General features: G+C 48.8%; 21 protein-coding genes and 1 pseudogene. 5 read left to right on the plus strand and 17 right to left on the minus strand.

What is annotated here, in order from left to right; translation table 11 throughout:
- Positions 1–83 precede the first annotated feature (83 nt).
- The 7 genes from nrfA to NQ518_RS10955 all read right to left on the minus strand — a co-directional run bounded on the left by nrfA (position 84) and on the right by NQ518_RS10955 (position 6,404).
- Positions 84–1,577: an ammonia-forming cytochrome c nitrite reductase gene (gene nrfA / locus NQ518_RS10925; protein ID WP_227208245.1), complete on the minus strand. Its 1,494-nt coding sequence runs from the start codon at positions 1,575–1,577 to the stop codon at positions 84–86.
- A gap of 21 nt (positions 1,578–1,598) precedes the next feature.
- Positions 1,599–2,207: a cytochrome c nitrite reductase small subunit gene (nrfH, locus tag NQ518_RS10930; protein ID WP_227208247.1), complete on the minus strand. Its 609-nt coding sequence runs from the start codon at positions 2,205–2,207 to the stop codon at positions 1,599–1,601.
- Between the two features lie 111 nt (positions 2,208–2,318).
- Complete coding sequence (locus NQ518_RS10935) at positions 2,319–2,948, minus strand: WbqC family protein (protein WP_227208249.1); 630 nt, start codon at positions 2,946–2,948, stop codon at positions 2,319–2,321.
- The gene (lepB, locus tag NQ518_RS10940) at positions 2,941–3,399 is read right to left on the minus strand and encodes a signal peptidase I (protein ID WP_102696253.1); all 459 of its coding nucleotides are present in this window, start codon (positions 3,397–3,399) and stop codon (positions 2,941–2,943) included. The genes NQ518_RS10935 and lepB (NQ518_RS10940) overlap by 8 nt, the downstream gene beginning before the upstream one ends.
- Before the next feature lie 36 nt (positions 3,400–3,435).
- A complete protein-coding gene (gene lepB, locus NQ518_RS10945) occupies positions 3,436–4,881 on the minus strand; it encodes a signal peptidase I (protein WP_227961913.1) in 1,446 nt (481 codons plus the stop codon).
- 44 nt (positions 4,882–4,925) lie between these two features.
- Positions 4,926–5,681: a 4-hydroxy-tetrahydrodipicolinate reductase gene (gene dapB, locus NQ518_RS10950; RefSeq protein ID WP_227961910.1), complete on the minus strand. Its 756-nt coding sequence runs from the start codon at positions 5,679–5,681 to the stop codon at positions 4,926–4,928.
- Positions 5,682–6,188: 507 nt separating this feature from the next.
- Positions 6,189–6,404 (minus strand): hypothetical protein, encoded by a 216-nt coding sequence (locus NQ518_RS10955; RefSeq protein WP_227961908.1) that lies wholly within the window; start codon positions 6,402–6,404, stop codon positions 6,189–6,191.
- A gap of 4 nt (positions 6,405–6,408) precedes the next feature.
- On the opposite strand from NQ518_RS10955, the gene NQ518_RS10960 reads away from it, so the two are divergent.
- The 3 genes from NQ518_RS10960 to NQ518_RS10970 are packed head-to-tail and all read left to right on the plus strand — an operon-like array spanning position 6,409 to position 8,031.
- Entirely contained in the window at positions 6,409–6,837 is a 429-nt protein-coding gene (locus NQ518_RS10960) for a Fur family transcriptional regulator (protein ID WP_227961907.1), read from the plus strand.
- Positions 6,838–6,841: 4 nt separating this feature from the next.
- Positions 6,842–7,036: a hypothetical protein gene (locus tag NQ518_RS10965; protein ID WP_227208257.1), complete on the plus strand. Its 195-nt coding sequence runs from the start codon at positions 6,842–6,844 to the stop codon at positions 7,034–7,036.
- Between the two features lie 29 nt (positions 7,037–7,065).
- Positions 7,066–8,031 (plus strand): transporter, encoded by a 966-nt coding sequence (locus tag NQ518_RS10970; protein WP_227208259.1) that lies wholly within the window; start codon positions 7,066–7,068, stop codon positions 8,029–8,031.
- Between the two features lie 171 nt (positions 8,032–8,202).
- Here the strand turns inward: NQ518_RS10970 and NQ518_RS10975 are convergent, their stop codons facing one another.
- The 6 genes from NQ518_RS10975 to prmC all read right to left on the minus strand — a co-directional run bounded on the left by NQ518_RS10975 (position 8,203) and on the right by prmC (position 12,064).
- Positions 8,203–8,778, minus strand: coding sequence for a hypothetical protein (locus NQ518_RS10975; RefSeq protein WP_227961904.1), 576 nt, complete (start codon positions 8,776–8,778; stop codon positions 8,203–8,205).
- 52 nt (positions 8,779–8,830) lie between these two features.
- A complete protein-coding gene (locus tag NQ518_RS10980; RefSeq protein WP_004347599.1) occupies positions 8,831–9,244 on the minus strand; it encodes a hypothetical protein in 414 nt (137 codons plus the stop codon).
- A gap of 37 nt (positions 9,245–9,281) precedes the next feature.
- Entirely contained in the window at positions 9,282–9,920 is a 639-nt protein-coding gene (pyrE, locus tag NQ518_RS10985; protein WP_004347598.1) for an orotate phosphoribosyltransferase, read from the minus strand.
- A gap of 92 nt (positions 9,921–10,012) precedes the next feature.
- Complete coding sequence (locus tag NQ518_RS10990; protein WP_227208269.1) at positions 10,013–10,708, minus strand: ComF family protein; 696 nt, start codon at positions 10,706–10,708, stop codon at positions 10,013–10,015.
- On the minus strand, positions 10,701–11,204 hold the full coding sequence (locus NQ518_RS10995) for a regulatory protein RecX (RefSeq protein WP_227961902.1): 504 nt from the start codon (positions 11,202–11,204) through the stop codon (positions 10,701–10,703). Before NQ518_RS10995 ends, NQ518_RS10990 begins: the two co-directional genes overlap by 8 nt.
- Entirely contained in the window at positions 11,201–12,064 is an 864-nt protein-coding gene (gene prmC, locus NQ518_RS11000) for a peptide chain release factor N(5)-glutamine methyltransferase (RefSeq protein ID WP_227961900.1), read from the minus strand. The genes NQ518_RS10995 and prmC overlap by 4 nt, the downstream gene beginning before the upstream one ends.
- A gap of 29 nt (positions 12,065–12,093) precedes the next feature.
- Here prmC and ribD point away from each other — a divergent pair, with 29 nt between their 5' ends.
- Positions 12,094–13,038: a bifunctional diaminohydroxyphosphoribosylaminopyrimidine deaminase/5-amino-6-(5-phosphoribosylamino)uracil reductase RibD gene (gene ribD / locus NQ518_RS11005; RefSeq protein WP_227961898.1), complete on the plus strand. Its 945-nt coding sequence runs from the start codon at positions 12,094–12,096 to the stop codon at positions 13,036–13,038.
- 207 nt (positions 13,039–13,245) lie between these two features.
- Here ribD and NQ518_RS11010 read toward each other — a convergent pair.
- The 3 genes and pseudogenes from NQ518_RS11010 to NQ518_RS11020 form a co-directional block, all read right to left on the minus strand.
- Positions 13,246–13,374: pseudogene (locus NQ518_RS11010) on the minus strand (arabinan endo-1,5-alpha-L-arabinosidase); the annotation flags it as partial.
- Positions 13,375–13,433: 59 nt separating this feature from the next.
- Positions 13,434–13,850 (minus strand): hypothetical protein, encoded by a 417-nt coding sequence (locus NQ518_RS11015; RefSeq protein ID WP_227961890.1) that lies wholly within the window; start codon positions 13,848–13,850, stop codon positions 13,434–13,436.
- Between the two features lie 31 nt (positions 13,851–13,881).
- Positions 13,882–15,861, minus strand: coding sequence for an AAA domain-containing protein (locus NQ518_RS11020; RefSeq protein WP_227962361.1), 1,980 nt, complete (start codon positions 15,859–15,861; stop codon positions 13,882–13,884).
- Positions 15,862–15,947: 86 nt separating this feature from the next.
- On the opposite strand from NQ518_RS11020, the gene NQ518_RS11025 reads away from it, so the two are divergent.
- Positions 15,948–16,715 (plus strand): ABC transporter ATP-binding protein, encoded by a 768-nt coding sequence (locus NQ518_RS11025; protein WP_227961888.1) that lies wholly within the window; start codon positions 15,948–15,950, stop codon positions 16,713–16,715.
- Between the two features lie 98 nt (positions 16,716–16,813).
- Here the strand turns inward: NQ518_RS11025 and NQ518_RS11030 are convergent, their stop codons facing one another.
- Positions 16,814–17,770 carry an alpha/beta hydrolase gene (locus NQ518_RS11030; protein ID WP_227961886.1) on the minus strand — a complete coding sequence of 319 codons (957 nt, stop codon included), beginning with the start codon at positions 17,768–17,770 and terminating at the stop codon, positions 16,814–16,816.
- Positions 17,771–17,849: the final 79 nt, after the last annotated feature.

Consider the following 17,849-nt stretch of genomic DNA (forward strand, 5'->3'; position numbering starts at 1 on the left):
GTAGCATAAGAAAGCCACTGCATGGAGCATGCGTGCAGTGACTCTTTCTGTTGTCCCCATGAAGTGGGTTTGCTCTACGTTGCCTACATGGGTTTCGTCACGAATCGGTGGTTCTTGCGGGCGTCGTCTATCCACTTGGGTACTATGTTATTGACGAACCGTTGTTTTTGCTCTCTCAGCTTCTTCATGTCAAGTCCTATGTATGCTTGTGCCTTGGCCTTGGTCGACAGGTCGGGCATGGGTACGTTGCCCGTGAACCCGTGGCGTGCCAACACCTTTGCAATCTGCAGACGTGCCTCTTGTGCGGCGATGAGCCCGTCGCTGAAGATGCGCATCACCTCTTGCGGGGCGTGGAAGCTGCCCCCGTGGCTAGCAAAGCCGTAGTCCCAACGCCACTGGCTCTTGCGGATGAGTGCCAGCACGGGCTTCATTTCCTTTTCGGTAGCACCCTTGTCCCAGGCAAACTTGGCCTCGATGTGTGCGGCAGCCAGTTCTTTTTCCAGTCTTGTGCGCTTCTCGCTGGCCATGCGTTGCCTGTCGTAGACGTTCCGTCTCAGTTCTTTCTCGCTCTGGCGGTGGCACACCTGGCAAGTGCGGTCTATGTTGGCCAGCGGGCTGGTGATGTGGTGGTCGGTGTATTTCACGCCTCCCTCGCTCTTGTAGGGCATGTGGCAGTCGGCGCACGAGACCCCTCGCTGTGCATGGATGCCTTGCTTGAAAATTTCGTACCCGGGATGTTGGGCCTTCAAGATGGGTGTCTTGCTCAGCGGATGGATATAGTCGTAAAAGCCCGTCTTGTCGTAGTAGGCCTCGGCAGCCTCTACCGTAAGGCCGCTGTCTTGTGGGAACGACAGGTAATTGGTTTGCTTGTCGAAGTAGTATTCGGTATGGCATTGTGCGCAGACCAGCGACCGCATTTCCTGGTGTGTTGCCTTCTTGACGTCTTCCCCTCTGCGGTTCCATGCCTCGTACAGGGCGGGTCGGGCAGGCTTGAGGTCCATGGTGCGAGCGTCATGGCAGTCGGAGCAGCCTATGCTGTTCATCATCTGGTTGCCCAACTCGCTCCAGGTTGCCTTGTAGAAGTTGGCAGTGCCCATTTCCCGCATCATCCTTGGCACGTCGGGTCCTTTGCATGTCCAGCACGTACCCGGCTGCATGTCGCCGTCGCCGTCAATGCCTGGGTGCCCTGTCCGCAGGATGTTGCGCAGGTCCTCGATGGCATGACGGTGGCCGCGTGGTGTGTTGTATTCTTGCGAGAAGGCGTATCCGGCCCACAGGATGACCATTTCGGGGCGGTCGGCCAGTTCGTCGGTGGCTTTCGAGCCATTGAACTCACTTGTGAATGACGTGTCGGCCGTCATTGCCCAGCTCTCGTATTCGCGCGGGAAGTCGGCCTTGAACTTTTCGTTTTGGGCCACTATCGAGTCGGTCATGGGTGTACGGCGGTTGTTGAAGATACTCGCCACCTCGGCTCTCCGTTCCATCAGGGACGATGTGATGAGTCCCAGTACGAAGACGACGGCCATTGCGCCGCCAAACAGTAGCCATCCTTGCCAGCGTTTTAGTTGTTTAGCCATATCTGTTGAATTTTATGATTCTTACTCTTCCTTGTCTAACAAGCCTTGTAGCCACGAGGGAACCGGCGATTCGGGCAGTGGCACTTGCGTCTCGGCGTGGGGCGTGCCCGACAGGCTGTTCATGCCCCCGTGTGGCACGTCCTTGTGGCATTCCCAGCAGGCAAGGCCCTCGCCGCGCTTGGCCATCATGTAGTCCATGCGCCCCGTCTTTACGAATTCCTGGTTCAGCTGTGTGTGGCAGCGTATGCAGTTGTCCATGATGACCCGTGCCGACGCGTCTTCTGCCTTGATGGTTTGGGCCTCGCCGTCGGTCACGAAGTAGTAGACGTGCTTCATGCCGTCTTTTCCCTTGAAGTAATACTTCATGAAAAGGTTTTGGTGCGGCACATGGCAGTCGTTGCAAGTGGCGTCGCGTCCGTGCGACGAGTGTGACCAGGTGGCGTAATAGGGTGTCATGATGTGGCAATTGACGCACGCGGCTGGGTCGTCGCCTATAATATAGGTGTGCATCCGGAGCAGGTAGGCAAACAGGCCGGCAAGCCCCACGATGACCCCCAGAGCCATGAGCCCGGCAACTTTCTGTCGGTAGGTTAGCGCGTTTTTCCTGTTTGACAATTTGCGAAGGTTCATAGGCCTTTCAGTGAATACTGTGGCAAATATAGGAATAATTTTTGGGAATTGGTGTCAAGAAACAAGAAAATATCCTCATTTATAAGGATAAAAATGCCTTTCCGAAAAAGGTTAAAGATAGAGAACGGCCTCGTTGCCCATGTTCATGAGCAGGTCCAGGATGCTAAGGTTGGGGATGAATCCATGCTTCCGGGCATAGACCTGATAGTACGGCCAGGGCGTGAAAGCATCGTCTGGCAGCGGATGTTTGGGGCGAATGGCATCCCTGAGATCTGTTATTTGGGGCATCTGCAGGGGTAAGTCATCAGCGTTCACATAGGTAGTGGTTTCCTGTATGTTCGGTTCGATGTCCAACAATTGGCACATCTTCATCGTGATTTCGAGGTTGAAATCGTACAGAAAAGTCCATTTCTTCGTGAAAAAAGGGTGTAAGTCGTCCGCATAATACTCAAAGAAAGGGCTCTCACCGTAGGCTGATTGTAGGGCGTTCCAGTGCAGATGACGCCAGTTGGCATGGTCGCTGATGCGAATATCGCGCATTGGACATTTGAGGGAATCATACTTTTCCACCGGAATGCTCAGCACCTGAAGGCCGTTTGTCATGGCGATGTTGCAACGGTTGCGGTACGTTTGCTTGACGTAATTGTCGTGACTTTCCAAGTAACAAACGTCGTAACGATTGAGTTTCTGGTACCACTGCACGGGACCAAAGTAGGTGGATGAAAGAAGAACGCTATTCATGATGCTTTTCAAAATGTGGCCAACGCTTCCATCTGAACAGCGAATAAGCCTTTCCGGCGATGTCACCGTGCTGAACCAGCGTCTGTCTTCGGCCTATTCCCAGCAACAGGTACTGGCAAGTTCCGCAGCGACAGTGTGCGTTGCAGTGGTTTGGAATGAGATATTTTTCGCCCTTGACGGTAATGGTGTCGCCGGGAAGTGCCATCACTTGCCCCAACGCTTGCTGTTGCTGTCCGAACAATACCACCTCACCGCGCTTGAAGTCAGTGCGTGCCAGCCTGTTTACCAACACCCTGTCACCCTTTCGAAGCACTGGCTTGAGCCCCTCATCGGGTACAGTAAAGATGGTAAAGGCGTATGCACGGATAGCCAACATGACTATGGTGCAAACAGCGATGGATAACATCCATTGTAAGAGGTTTCGCAAAAGAGATGCTTTGTTTCTCATCATCGGCTGGCCTGTTGCGGTCAGACGACGTTCATACTGCTATTTAATGTTGTCAACCATGTTGAACAATCGGTTCCAACGGATGCCACCCAGTCCCTTGCGGTCAGGGTCGGAAGACCACCAAATGAAGATAGGTTTGCCCACGATGTGGTCCTCAGGTACAAATCCCCAGTAGCGGCTGTCTGCCGAATTGTGACGGTTGTCGCCCATCATCCAATAGTAATCCATTTTGAAGGTGTAGCTCTTGGCCAGTCGTCCGTTGATGTATATCTGGTTGTTCTTAATCTTCAGCTCGTTATTCTCGTACACGCGGATGGGACGTTCGTACACAGCGATGTTGTTCATGTCCAGGTTGATGCTTTTCCCCTTGGCCGGAATCCATATCGGCCCGTAGTTGTCGCGTGTCCAATTCGTCACGGCATTCAGCGGATAAAGGTCGCCCACGGTGGCATCGGTGTTGATGCTGATGCTCTCAACAATGTCCTTGCGCGCCGCAAGAGCCTTTGCTGTAGCCTTGGTCAGCGGCATGCAACCACGTTGGTTCAGGCTGCCAAGGTCTTCCATGGATATGCCCAGCTCTTTCATGAGGTCGTCTGGGATATGCTGCTTCAGTTTGATGTAATAGGTATATTGTACGTTGTCAGGCTCTTTGTTGGGCTTGCCGTCCAAGTAAACGATACGGTTTTTGATTTGGAGCGTCTGCCCTGGCAGTCCAACACATCGCTTCACATAGTTTTCGCGGCGGTCGGTAGGGCGGCTGTCGATAGAGCCAAACTCCACCGGATTGCTGGCTACGTATTGTCTTCCAAGTGCATACACCTGCTCAAAGTAGTCGTGTTGTTGCTGCTTGTTCAGTGTGTTGAGGTCGATGGGCGCCCCGTTGTTCTGCTCGAAAATCTGTTGTCCGAAGCCATACACCATGCTGTAGTATTCAGTTTGATACGGCAATTCGGTGCAAATGGTGTCCCCAGCCGGATAATTAAACACCACGATGTCGTTGAGTTTCACGTTACCCAATCCTTTCACCCGTCGATAGTCCCAGTGCGGAAACTCGATATAGCTCTTCGTATTGATGATGGGAAGCGTGTGTTGGGTAAGCGGCATGGTCAATGGGGTTTGTGGAATGCGCGGACCGTAGCTCACCTTGCTCACGAAAAGATAATCTCCAGTGAGCAATGATTTCTCTAAAGAGGACGATGGAATAACGTAATTCTGAAATACAAACAGATTGATGAAGTACACGGCCACCAATGCGAACACCAACGCGTCTACCCAACTCATTACGAAACGCACGGGTGCCTCGGCGTCTTTCCACCACTGCCAGCGTATCTTTTTGCTGATGTACACGTCGTAGATGAAAGGAATCACTAGCAGTCCCCACCAACTTTTTACCCAATATAGAAACAAAAGATACAAGGCGAGAACCACAATAAACTTGGTCCATTGTACCTTCATATTTAGTTTTGCTTTCTGTTTATTAATCATGGTGATAACAAGATGTAAGTTTAAATGTTCAAAAATAAGATTGCTTAGAACCTAAACAAGTCGCTCGTGGTGAGCAATCCTGTGTGTGTTGCGGTGTACTCGGCTGCCAACACTGCCCCCAAGGCAAAGCCCGTGCGATTGTGTGCATCGTGCGAAATGGTGATTTTATCGGCCTCACAGTCGTAGGTCACGGTATGAATGCCTGGCACTTCGCCACGGCGTACGCTGTCTATGGCCAGCTGGTCAGCCGCCACGTCGTCCGTACCCGACGTACTTCCGTCAGCCGCCTGCTGCACTCCTTTCACCCAACTGCGTTTTCTGCCCATTTCATCGATGATTTCTTCGGCCAGCGTGATGGCAGTTCCGGAGGGTGCATCCAGTTTATGAACATGATGGGTTTCCTCTATTTTCACCTCATATTGTGGGAAATCATTCATAATTTTAGCCAGATAACGGTTCACGGCCGAGAAGATGGCCACGCCCAAGCTAAAGTTTGATGCCCAGAAGAGCGTTTGTCCGCCTTCGCTGCACAGGCGCTTCACATCGTCGCCATGCTCTTTCATCCATCCCGTAGACCCGCTCACCACCTTCACATTGTGTGCGAATGCGCGCAGATAGTTGCCGTATGCAGCCGTTGGCGTAGTGAATTCGATGGCCACGTCGGCACTTGCAAACGCTTCACTGTCAAAATCTTCCTGGTTTTGTACGTCGATGATGCTCACGATTTCGTGACCTCTGTCCTTGGCAATCTGTTCAATCATCTTTCCCATCTTGCCATATCCTATCAATGCTATTTTCATTTCGAATGCTCTTAAATGATGACAAAGATACTTTAAATCGGCTGAAAATCAAAATATTGTACTTTGTTTTTTGCTTTTATTGACGCTTGCACTCCCTGTTTTTATTGCCTTTGTGCGCAAAGGGTATCAGACCTAATTTGCCCCATGGTCAGCGGTTGAAACTGCTCAGTCACGCCTATACGGGTGATGTGCAGGTGACATTTTTCTTGACAACAACCCCTTCAGGATTCGCTTATTTGCAACCAACCATGTCCTTGGTCGCAAATACGGCAAATATGAGATGTTTTTATAACTTGCTGGTAATCAATATTTTTCGTGTAATGTGCACAAATTCCCTGTCTTTTGCTATGCTCTTTGCGGTCAATAGCATTGCTTTTGGCCGCCAATAGCCATGCTTTTGCGCTTCAATCTCATGTAGATAGCGCGGTAAAGTGATGCATTTTTCGTTGAATTGTGTGGAGGTGTGGCGGTAAAAGCTATGTTATTGGCGACGAAAGTGATATTTCATTAACCTTTTTCATATTGCAAATGGATTTCTGACGCTGCGTTTTTTCCTATTTTATCATTTTTAATTGCTCGTTTTATTGTCATTTTTTCTAACAGAACGTTTGAAAAACAGGCAGGAAAACCAACCGATAACTCCAGAATCATCCAATGATTTTTCGGCAAGATAAAGTAGCCACCAAAATTTTGAAAATACGAGAATTGTGTGTATTTTTGCATGAAAATGGTACATGAAGATTATTACATACAAAAGTTAACCCATCGGGAAATCAAACCAACGGCCTCCCGACTGCTCATTCTTCGCGAGATGATGCGTGGCAATGAGGCCGTATCGTTGCCCGATTTGGAACGCTATCTGCCCACTGTTGACAAGTCTACCATATCGCGCACCTTGTCTTTGTTTCTCCTTCATCGCCTGATTCATGCCATTGATGATGGTTCAGGTGCATTGAAGTACGCCGTTTGTGACGACGATTGCGACTGTTCGATTGACGAAGAGCATACGCATTTTTATTGCGAAAACTGCCATCGTACGTTCTGTCTCAAGCACATTGCTGTGCCGGTGGTCCCGCTTCCGGATGGATTCAGCCTGCATAGCATCAATTATGTGCTGAAAGGCTTGTGCCCAGAGTGTACTGAAAAACTGAAATAACACGATGGCCAACGGACGAACCACGCACATGAGAGAATCCGCTTGGACGTTGACGGCAGTTAATAAACGAGGAAGCGTCAAGATTGGTGTGTCCCCGTTTGATGGTGATAAACGCAAGGACAGACAGCCACCGAAACAGGTGTTCTTCGTTCGTGTGGTTTCTATCTACCGACTTTTAATGGGGGTTGTTTTACAATAGATGATGGTGTTGGTTAATTTAAACATCTTATGAGTATCATTAGATTTATCAAAAACTGGACGTTGCCCATATCGATGGTGATAGGAGTGACAGCCTATTCTGTCTTTGCTTTCATCCCTTCTTTGGATAAGGCCGCATGCTTGTTTGCGCCTTTCTTTGACACCATTCTGCCCTTGTTCATGTTTTTAATCTTGTTTGTGACCTTTTGTAAGGTCAATTTTAGGCGTTTAATTCCGGTCAAGTGGCATCTTTGGGTGAGTTTTTTTCAAGTGTTATTCGTCTTTGTCATCATTGCCATCATCCTGTCTTTTCGCCTCAAGGACAACAATCTTATACTGATGGAAGCACTTCTCACATGCATTATCGGCCCATGTGCGTCAGCTGCAGCGGTGGTTACGCAGAAATTGGGTGGCAATCTCGAAGAGATGACCACCTATACCTTCTTGTCTAACTTTATTACCGCCTTGCTCATTCCCATTTGTTTCCCGTTAATTGAAAAAACAAGTGACATTACTTTTATGGGTGCATTCTTGAAAATACTCAATCAAGTGTGTCTTGTCTTGGTCGTTCCGATGGGGTTAGCTTATGTCGTTAAGCACTATTTTCATCGGTTTCATCGGTGGGTTGTGGGGGTAAAAGACCTTTCTTATTATCTTTGGGGATGTTCTTTGATGATTGTGACAGGCACCACGATGAAGAATATTGTGCATGCAGAAACAACCGTTCCTTTTCTCTTGCTCATCGCTTTGCTGGGCTTGCTGCTCTGTGTGATACAGTTTTCCGTGGGACGTTTCATCGGTCACTATTTCAATGCTACCGTCAATGCCGGTCAAGCACTGGGCCAAAAGAATACAGCTTTTGCCATCTGGATAGCCTACTCCTACCTCAATCCCATCTCATCCGTCGGCCCTGGTTGTTATATCCTATGGCAGAATATCATCAATAGCGTTGAAATCTGGATGTATCGAAAGCGGGGTTTGGAACGATCAGCATAGCTGAAATCGTTTAGCCAACTTGCGTTTTCACAGGAAGTTATGTGTGTTTTTACAGGAAGTCACGTGTGTTTTCATAGGAAGTTACGTGTGTTTTCGCATCTTCCAGGTTACGTTGATGATAAAAAAGAATGTAAATTGGTCTGAAAGTAGAGCCAGATAAGGCTCTTCCGCTTAGTGTATGGTCAACAAACCGAATGGACCAGACGTGGAAGCAGCATAGCGAGTGAGGTAATTTTTCTCACCTCGAGAGCCCTTCATGATATTCCCTCCCGTGTTCATATTGTATTCACGGTGACAATTGTTACACGTTGCAATACCGCTGGATGAGAGGGTTAGAGGATAATTCCTGCGCGGTATCGTGAGCCAGTCGAAGCAATTGGGGCATTGATTGTCGTAAGCATAGAAGACGGGAGGATAGTCTAAGTTGCCAAAGCCAACAATCACGCCATTGTTATAACCAAAGGTAAGAGCCGTTCTTTGGTCCCTCGAGTTGAAAATGGACATGCTTTGGCTGCCTCTGTTGTTTTTGAAAGAGAAATAAGTAGCCCCACCTTTCATGGTTTGTTGTACCAAACAGAACACGCCAGGCGATGTGGCATTCATCGCACTGGCCAGCGTTGCATCGTTGTGTTCTTGGTTATTGATTGCCACGAAGCACCGAACAGAACTGTATTGGTTCTGATTTTCTCCGCACGATGACAGCAATAAGGACAGGAAAAGAAATAGGAATGTTCCTTTTCTTTTCATTTTATGGATGCGTTTAAGGCACCTCATCCCATCTCTTTTCCTGCTTTTAACCTTATTCATATTGTATCATTTGCAAGGCATCAGCCACCTTTTCGATACCTTCTTGCAACGGTTTTTTCACCATAGCCTTGATGAAAGGGTTCACTTCGGCCTTCATCGTGAGCTTCATCTTGCTCGAATGGTCGGTTACAGGCAATATCTGTATCCACAGATTGACAGGGATTGGACTCTTTTTCGTCTCGAACTTGATACACTTTGGTTCGTCTCTTTCGATGATGTTTAGTTGTACATCGCCCATTGGAGAATGGATAGAGATGGAATCAGCGTCGAAGGTTAGATCCTTAATCTTATCTTCTGGTATTTTGTCGCGTACCTTCTCGATGTTTGTTAGGTCACTCAGCATGTTGTAAACAGACTGCTGTGAGTAGGGAATCTCGCGTACGGAACTTTCAAATTTGCTTGACATAATTTTGTAGCATGTATGATTTTTACTAAATGGGGAATTACTTTCGCCAGCCAGATGGGTCTTTTCGCCATTCGTTGAGCAACTCGATATCACTTTCCTGGATATATCCCGTGGCCAGTGCCTCAGCCACTACATGGTCATAGTCGGTCAGGGTAACCAGCTTGACGTTGGTGTCTTTGAACGCTTGTGCAGCGACAGGGAACCCGTAAGTGTAAGAGGCAACCATGCCAACAACGTCTCCTCCGGCTTTTCTGATGGCCTCTACCGCCTTCAAAGAGCTGCCTCCAGTAGAGATAAGGTCTTCGATAACCACTACCTTGGCACCCTCTTTCATCTCACCTTCGATTAGGTTTTCCAGTCCGTGGTCCTTTGGTTTGCTTCTCACATATATCAAAGGCATGTTCAAGACATCAGCAATGAGGGCGGCTTGTGGGATGCCTGCCGTCGCCACACCTGCGATGACGTCAGCCTCGGGGAAGTGTTTCAAGATGGCATGCACCATCCCTACCTTCACGAAAGTGCGTATGTCGGGGTAAGAAAGCGTTTTCCTGTTGTCGCAATAAAAAGGCGATTTCCAGCCTGAAGCCCATGTGAAAGGCTCGTTGGGCTGTAGCTTGATGGCTTTGATGCGTAATAATTTGGATGCAAAATCTCTTTTTAATGTGTTATTTTCCATATCGTAAGTTGTTGAGTATATATTGCAAAGATAGTTGAAATCTCCTATATTTCAAAGGGATGAGCGGCTTTTTTGGCGGCATTCGTGCTGTTCTATCCTTTTGCCCAACCCAAAGATAGCACGCTGACGTGTACCCTCCCGTCCCGCTGCAGAGCCTTTCCGCAGGCGCAGATGGTGGCCCCGGTGGTCACGATGTCATCGATGAGCAGCACATGTTTGCCCATCAACCCCGCGTTTTCGGCCAGTTGAAAGGCGTCTTCCACATTCTCCGTGCGAGCCAATCGGTTCTTATGCGTCTGGCTGTCCTTAAACTTCACGCGTTTCAGTGCATGCCTCATGATGGGCAACCCGCACACCTGGCTCACCCCTTTGGCGATTTCAAGACTTTGGTTGTAACCCCTTTGACGTTCACGGCTTTTCGTCAGCGGAACGGGCACGATGCAATCGATGCCTTTGAAGAATCCTTTAGCCTGAAACTCCTCAGCGGTTAGGCACCCTAATTGTTCGCCAATCTCAGGGTGATCGCCATATTTCAGGGCGTAAATCATGCGACTTGCCTCCGACCGAGCTTGATAGAAGAACAATGCTGCCGCACGTTCAATGGGAATGCGGACCCAGAACAGTTGCGCCATCTCGTTGTCATAGGCATCGTCTTCGTAGTGAGTGCGAGGCAAATGTAGGTTGCACGAGGCGCACAACACCTGCTCGCCTTCGGTCAATCTCCGCCTGCATTCCACACAAGTGCGGGGAGATATCAGGTCAAGGATTCTGCTAATCAAACTAATCATCCATCCAATCGTCAGCTTGGTCGATACATTGTTTAATCTGTTCAATGTCAAATCCCCTACCCATGGCAAAGCGGATGAGCTTCATGCTGCGCTCATAGTCATTACGGCCCGTAACGGTTTTCAACTTTCGATGGATGAGTGGCCGCAGGATGGCGATGTAGTCTTTGTCTGGAATCTCATCGAGAACCCTGTTAAACACGTCCTTCGATATCCCTTTCTGATACAAGGCCTGCTCTATCTTGCGGCGTCCCCATTGGTTGTAAGTCATCTTGTCGTTGACAAAAGCCCGCGTGTAGCGTTCGTCATCAACGTATTTCCCAGCAATCAGTCGATCCATGATGCGCTCTTGAACCGCAGTGTCCAAGCCCCAAAGGCTCATCTTCCGAACCATCTCTCCGCTGCAGTGTTCCGCCTTGGCACAAAGGGCAGACAGCTTGTTCCAGGCCTCTTTTTCGGTCATTTCTTTCTTTTCGTTCATCATCCGTAATGTTTTCATGACTTTTCGGTTTGACAAGGGCGGGTCGCTCTGGCCATTCTGTCCTTGCCAAAAGCGTCTTTTCGGATTTCAACATCGATGAAACCTACGTTTTTGAGCATTTCTTCCAGTTGGCTTCTGTATAGCGGATTGATTTCAATATACAGTTTTCCGCCGGGTTTAAGCGCTTGGATGGCATAGTTGGCGATGGCTTTGTAGAACAGCAGTGGGTCACTTTGTGGAACAAACAGAGCCGTGGACGGCTCGAATTTCAGCACGTTTTTCGCCATTTCTGCTGCTTCAGAAGGACAGATGTAAGGTGGGTTTGATACAATAATGTCCCATTTCATCGAGTCTTTTGGTGCCGCTAAGGCATCCTGAAGCGCCAAACTAACAGGTGCCTTCCATGCCTTTGCGTTTTCGCTCGCTATCCGCAACGCATCCTGAGAGATGTCCCACGCCGAAACAGTCGTATTTGGAATGTCCAAACTGAGCGTCACTGCGAGGCATCCCGAGCCTGTTCCGATGTCCAAAATCGTGATGGACTGCCCCTCAGTTGGTGTTTGTTCGTTGACAATCCATGCGCAAAGTTCCTCCGTTTCTGGCCGTGGAATCAGCACACCCGGTGCCACTTTGAACCTGCGACCGGCAAACTCAGCTTCGCCCAATACATATTGTACGGGTTCTGCTTGCCGCAACCGCTGCATGATTTTCTCCAAGGAACGACCTTCTTCTGCCGATAAATCGTTAACTTTGCCACACAGAATGTCGGTGAGAGTCAATCCAAAACGCACCTCCAATACCGTCCTAACCACCGCTTTTGCTTCGGTTTCATCGTATAGGGGGGTGAGTTGTTCCCAGAGTTCCCGATAATTTTTCATGGCAACAAATATACTAAAAAAATAAGAACATGAACCAAGAAGAGCTTGATAAAATGTACATGCGCCGCTGCCTTCAGCTGGCCAAGCAGGGTAGGGCTTTGGCTAAGCCCAATCCCATGGTGGGTGCAGTGATTGTTTATCAAGATAGAATATTGGGCGAAGGTTATCATGTGCGGTGTGGACAGGCCCACGCTGAGGTTAACGCCTTTGCATCTGTCCGTCCCGTTGACGAGCCTTTGCTGCCGCAAAGCACGCTCTACGTTAGTTTGGAGCCTTGCTGTCACACTGGCAAGACCCCTCCTTGCGCCGATTTGATTATCAGGAAGCAGGTTAAACGCGTGGTGTGTGGCTGCATTGACCCATTTGCCCAGGTGCACGGACGCGGTGTGCAGAAGCTTCGTGACGCGGGCATTGACGTGACGGTTGGCGTGTTGGGCGACGAGTGCCGTGCGCTGAATCGGCAGTTCAACGTGTACAATATGCTTGAACGACCCTATATCCTACTGAAATGGGCCCAAACCATCAATGGCTTTTTAGATGCCGACGGAGAGCCTTTGGCATTGTCCACACCATTCACCCAGATGCTGGTGCATCGGTTGCGGGCGCAGTACGACGCCATTCTTGTTGGTCGCGTGACGGACGAACGCGAACATCCACGCCTCACGGTGCGTGAGTGGTCGGGCCCCAATCCCTTGCGCTTGGTGCTGTGCGATGGCATCACGCTGCCTCAATTGATGGTAGATTTGCATCAACAACATGTACAGTCGTTGATGGTAGAGGGTGGAGCCAAGACGTTGCAGAGCTTCATTGATGCGGGTTTGTGGGACGAAATACGCGTGGAGACCAGTGGTTTGTTGGTCTCGGAAGGTACGAAAGCGCCCGTTTTACCGGCGGGTCTGATCTTGCGAAACCGTGAGATGTACGATGGTAACGTGGTGGATACGTTCGGTCGAGGGGGAGCCTTGGGCATCTGACCCTCATGGTTGTCAAAGTCTGTTCAATGTGTTTGAAAACGATATGGCAACTCATTGAAAAGCAAAGGATTATAGATGCAAAAACAAACTCATTGAGATTGGGTACCAATCTCAATGAGTTTGCATGCCAATTGCATTGACTTTGAAGCCCAAAGTCAATGCAATTAAATTACTATCAGCAAGCACTTGCTTTGCTGTTCAACTTTTTTACTTACGTTTCTTCACCTTCTTTACGCCCTCTACGGTCATCTTAACGAGTTTGATGAAGCTGTTTTTATCGAAATGCATGCGGTCAATGCAGGTCTCACGATGGTTTCCATCGGTTTCTGTCAACGGACCGATAACCCGGATAGCCCCATCCTCCTTCATACCGCATGAAGTAGTTGCTTGTCGTTTTAGGTTGTTTTGGTTTCGTTTTTGTTGTTGTTTGATAATCTTTGTTGGATGGCATCCATCTTCTTGAGGCGTTCTATTGAGTACGTCTTGCTGTAATGATCAAGGAAATCGAACAGCGCAAAAGACTTCTTAAGCAACAGGTCGCCTTCGGGTTTCGACACCATGTCAGCCTCTGCCAGATAGAGTTCGGCCAGCATTTCCATCTTGTAAAATCGCTTTTCTTCATCCTCTTGGCCAAGGGTCTCAATGACTTTTTCCACCGGGGCCAGATGGTAGAAGGTGTAAGGACCAACATATTGGTCGTACAGTTTTTTGAGTTCCTCGTGCCTGTCAGTCATTTCTTTCTTCTCTAACAGTCGGGCCAGGGCTGCCAGAAACTCGCGGATAAGCCGCATAATGTAGTCACGTTCTAACATAATATATAGTGTTTAGTGATTTATAACATGTTTACCAAAGTGAATCTTGTTGCAGACTCTGCGTATAGTCATATAGTTTTTTATAGAAAGGATGGCGCACCAGCGTGGGAACATGTCCTAAGATGATGAGTTTCATGCGGGCTCGGGTCATGGCAACGTTCATCCTACGCAGGTCACGAAGAAAGCCTATCTGTCCATCATCGTTTGCCCTGACCAGCGAAATGAGGATGACATCTCGTTCCTGTCCTTGAAAACCATCAACCGTGTTCACGCTGATGAGATGACGAAAGGGCTTGAAAAAGGGACGCTTTTTAATGAGTCGGCGCAAATACTGCACTTGTGCGCGATACGGAGAGATGATGCCTACGTCGACAGCTTCGTCCAATAAGCGCTGTTTACCAATCTTATTGAAATACTGTTCCAGGGTGCTGAGGGTTAATTCAGCCTCATCTTCATTGATTCTGCCAAAGCTTTCACCCACAAAATGTTCTTGAAATGTCGGTGCGTCCGATGCAGATTCTTCGATGAAATGGGCGTTTTCTGCCTGTTCGGCGGTATCTATCCACTGGATGGGAACATCATAATCCAAGATTCCCCGATACTTAATAGCTGGCGCACTCTGCACTTTTCCGTGATAAAACCAGTCGCTCGAGAAGCGCATAATCTGATCATTCATGCGATATTGCATGCCAAGCATCGTCACTACTTCTGGTTTATTCTCTACAATGCGTTGCATCAGCGTTTTGTCCAGACCTCCCTTTAAGGCAGCAATGCTTTTGATTGTCGGCGGCAACTGACAGTGGTCGCCAGCCAATACCACGCGGTGAACCTTCCGAATGGCTATCCAGCAGGCAGCTTCTAATGCCTGTGCAGCCTCATCAATGAACAATGTTTGATACTTTTGACCCATCAGAAGGCGGTTGGCGGCACCTGTTAAGGTGGAAGCGATGACCCTTGCTTCTCCAAAAAGCTGTCCTTTGATGCGTATCTCCAATTCGGTTGCCCGTTCTTGAAGACGTTCCACCTTTTGGTGAAAGCCAGAACCGGCAGCTTTACGATGCTGTTTGAGTTGGCGAAGGGCTTTGCGTATGGCCCATAATTGCGGATAATCGGGATGTGATTCGAACCTTCGTTCGTAGGTAAACGACAGCATTTTGTCGTTCACCCGCGTGGGATTGCCGATGCGAAGCACGTTCACACCCCGGTCAACAAGTCGCTCACTAATCCAATCGACCGCCATATTGCTCTGCGCACAGACCAAAACTTGACTCTCACGCTTGAGGGTTTCGTAGATTGCCTCTACGAGTGTGGTGGTCTTGCCAGTGCCTGGAGGACCGTGAACCACCATCACATCCTTGGCTTTCAACACTTTGTTCACGGCTTCTGCCTGCAGGTCATTGAGCCAAGGAAACCGAATGTCATCAAAAGAAAAGCACTCGGCAGCCTGCGAAGTCGAATAAAAAAGGTTGCGAAGATAGGCCAATCGGTTATCTTTGGCATTCATCACGCGGTCTAAAGCATCGAACATCAACCGATATGAGGTCTCGTCAAAAAACAGTTGTACGCCCACCTGTTCGGCTGTTTGGATGGAGGTAACCATGCCATTGTCAGGCAACGTGACCACCATTCGGTCGTTATCGGCATAGCTCACCATGCCCGTGACGGGGAAATAAGAAAGTGATTTAGAAGCAACGGATGCATTGTTTTTGCCCATTTCATCGTGCTTTCCTGCCTTCTGAACCATCTGAAAAAAGGCAACCGGGCGTCCGTATTCAAAATTGTGACTAATCTCTTCATCGACAGCACGAAACACTTCGACCGCCAACTGATTGAGCGAGTTGTAAAAACTCTTGCCCACACGGACGGGAAACCATGCATCACCGCGCTTTACCTTTCGGGCTATACCCATCATTTCGGTCTGCTTACGGAAAGCATCCTTCTCGGTTGCGTACTCCAATTGGAGCAACAACTTCTGACGTTTGAGTTCTGAAATGGCCGATTGTGGTGACATAAGTACGGACAAAGATACGCTTTTTAGCAAGAATTGACGAGCTACGAACGTTATATTTTGCGTAAATCGCTATCTTTGCAACAGACATGCAGACCATTCAATTATACAATTTGTCCATCGGATACGGCAAACATGCGGTCGTATCGGATATCAACGCTACTCTGAACAGCGGTCGGTTGACCTGTTTGCTGGGGAGGAATGGCGTGGGTAAATCTACTCTTTTGCGCACACTGGCGGGCTTTATACCGCTCATAGCGGGCGATATATATATTCAAGGCACGCCTTTGGAACGGCTGTCCCATCACGAATTGGCCGAGAAAATCAGCGTGGTTCTGACGGAAAGAATGGACATTCGGAATCTTACCGCTACCGAATTGGTGGGGTTGGGACGCACGCCCTACACAGGATTTTGGGGCGTTTTGTCGGACGAAGACCGTAAAATTGTCTCGAATGCCATGCAACTGGTGGGCATCGAGCAGTTGGCTGAAAGGAACATTTCGAGCCTAAGCGATGGTGAACGCCAAAAGGCGATGATAGCAAAGGCCCTGGCACAGCAAACGCCCATCATCATTTTAGACGAACCAACGGCCTTTCTTGATTTCCAAAGCAAGGTGGACACGTTGCGTCTGTTGGCCCAATTGGCACATGAGTTGGATAAGACCGTGTTTTTATCCATCCATGATATCGAACTGGCTTTACAGATAACAGACGAGATATGGCTGCTGGATAATCAACGAAAGCTGCACACTGGGACGACGAAACAGCTCATAGAAGATGGCACTTTGCACCATTTCATCGAAAGTGAACATATCCGTTTTAATGCCGATGACCGCGTTGTTAGACTTCAAAAATGAAGGTTTCATCGGCATTTTCTCATGTGAGAAGTTTCTCCTGGCCAGTCGTCTGTGCCGAATGGGACAGCAGGATGACTGGCAGGAGTAAACGAGGGTTGTTAAGGAATGTATTGGCTGACAAATTTCTTGACAACCTCCGTATAATCTTGTCGATGGTCCTGGTAGCTCTCAGCGTGTTTAGAACCCTTGGCTATCCATAACTGTTTCGGTTGAGATTTGGCCTTGTAAAGCGGATAAACCATGTCGGTTCGCACGTATGTATCGCGGTCGCCATGGATGAAGAGCATGGGCTTTTTGCATTTGGCCACCTGCTTCAAGGGCGATGCCTCCCTAAACGACCATCCGTACAGCAGCTTGTTTAGTGCGCTGCCCGTGTAAAGTAGGGGGAAGGGTGGTAGCCCAAACTGCGTTTTCAGTTCGTTTTTGAATTCGTCCCACACGCTGGTGTAACCACAATCCTCCACAAAGCACTTGACATAGTCGGGGGTGTCTTCACCCGAAACGCACATGGTGAGTGCGGCTCCCATGGAGATACCGTGGACCACTTGCTCGGAATGGCCGGTTGAATCGCTGAAAAGCGAGTCGGCAATGGCCATCCAGCGCAGCACGTCGTGGCGCTCTTTCCATCCCATTTGTACCATCTTACCTTCGCTCCAGCCATGCGCATGGTGGTCGGGCAGCAGCACATTGTAACCCATGCGGGCATAGATGTGGGCTATCTGCATCATGCTCGCATGCGTGTCGTGGTAACCATGCAACACTATAGCCGTCTTGCGTGTGGGTTGTGGCGCATAAACGAAGACGGCATGATGCTGCTCATTGTCTTGCATCGTTACCAGGGTGTCATGGATGAGGTTGCCTTGGGTCAGACTGTCTATCCAGGGTTTAATCTCTGGGTTGTCATTGATGACGTGCGCAAAACGGTCTTTGTAGGACACGTTGATGGGGTAAGGACGTCTCAACGAGTATTCTATCATGTATATACTGCCACCAACGATTGCCAGTAGCACAATGATGATGGAAGTGATTAGTGAAACCTTAAGTATTTTTCTCATCAGAATCTTAGTTGTTTATGGGTGGTTTTGTACATTGTGTTCTTGTTGCCATATAGACAAATAAGGTGAGTATAAGTAC

The organism is Hoylesella buccalis ATCC 35310 (assembly GCF_025151385.1).
GTDB lineage: Bacteria > Bacteroidota > Bacteroidia > Bacteroidales > Bacteroidaceae > Prevotella > Prevotella buccalis.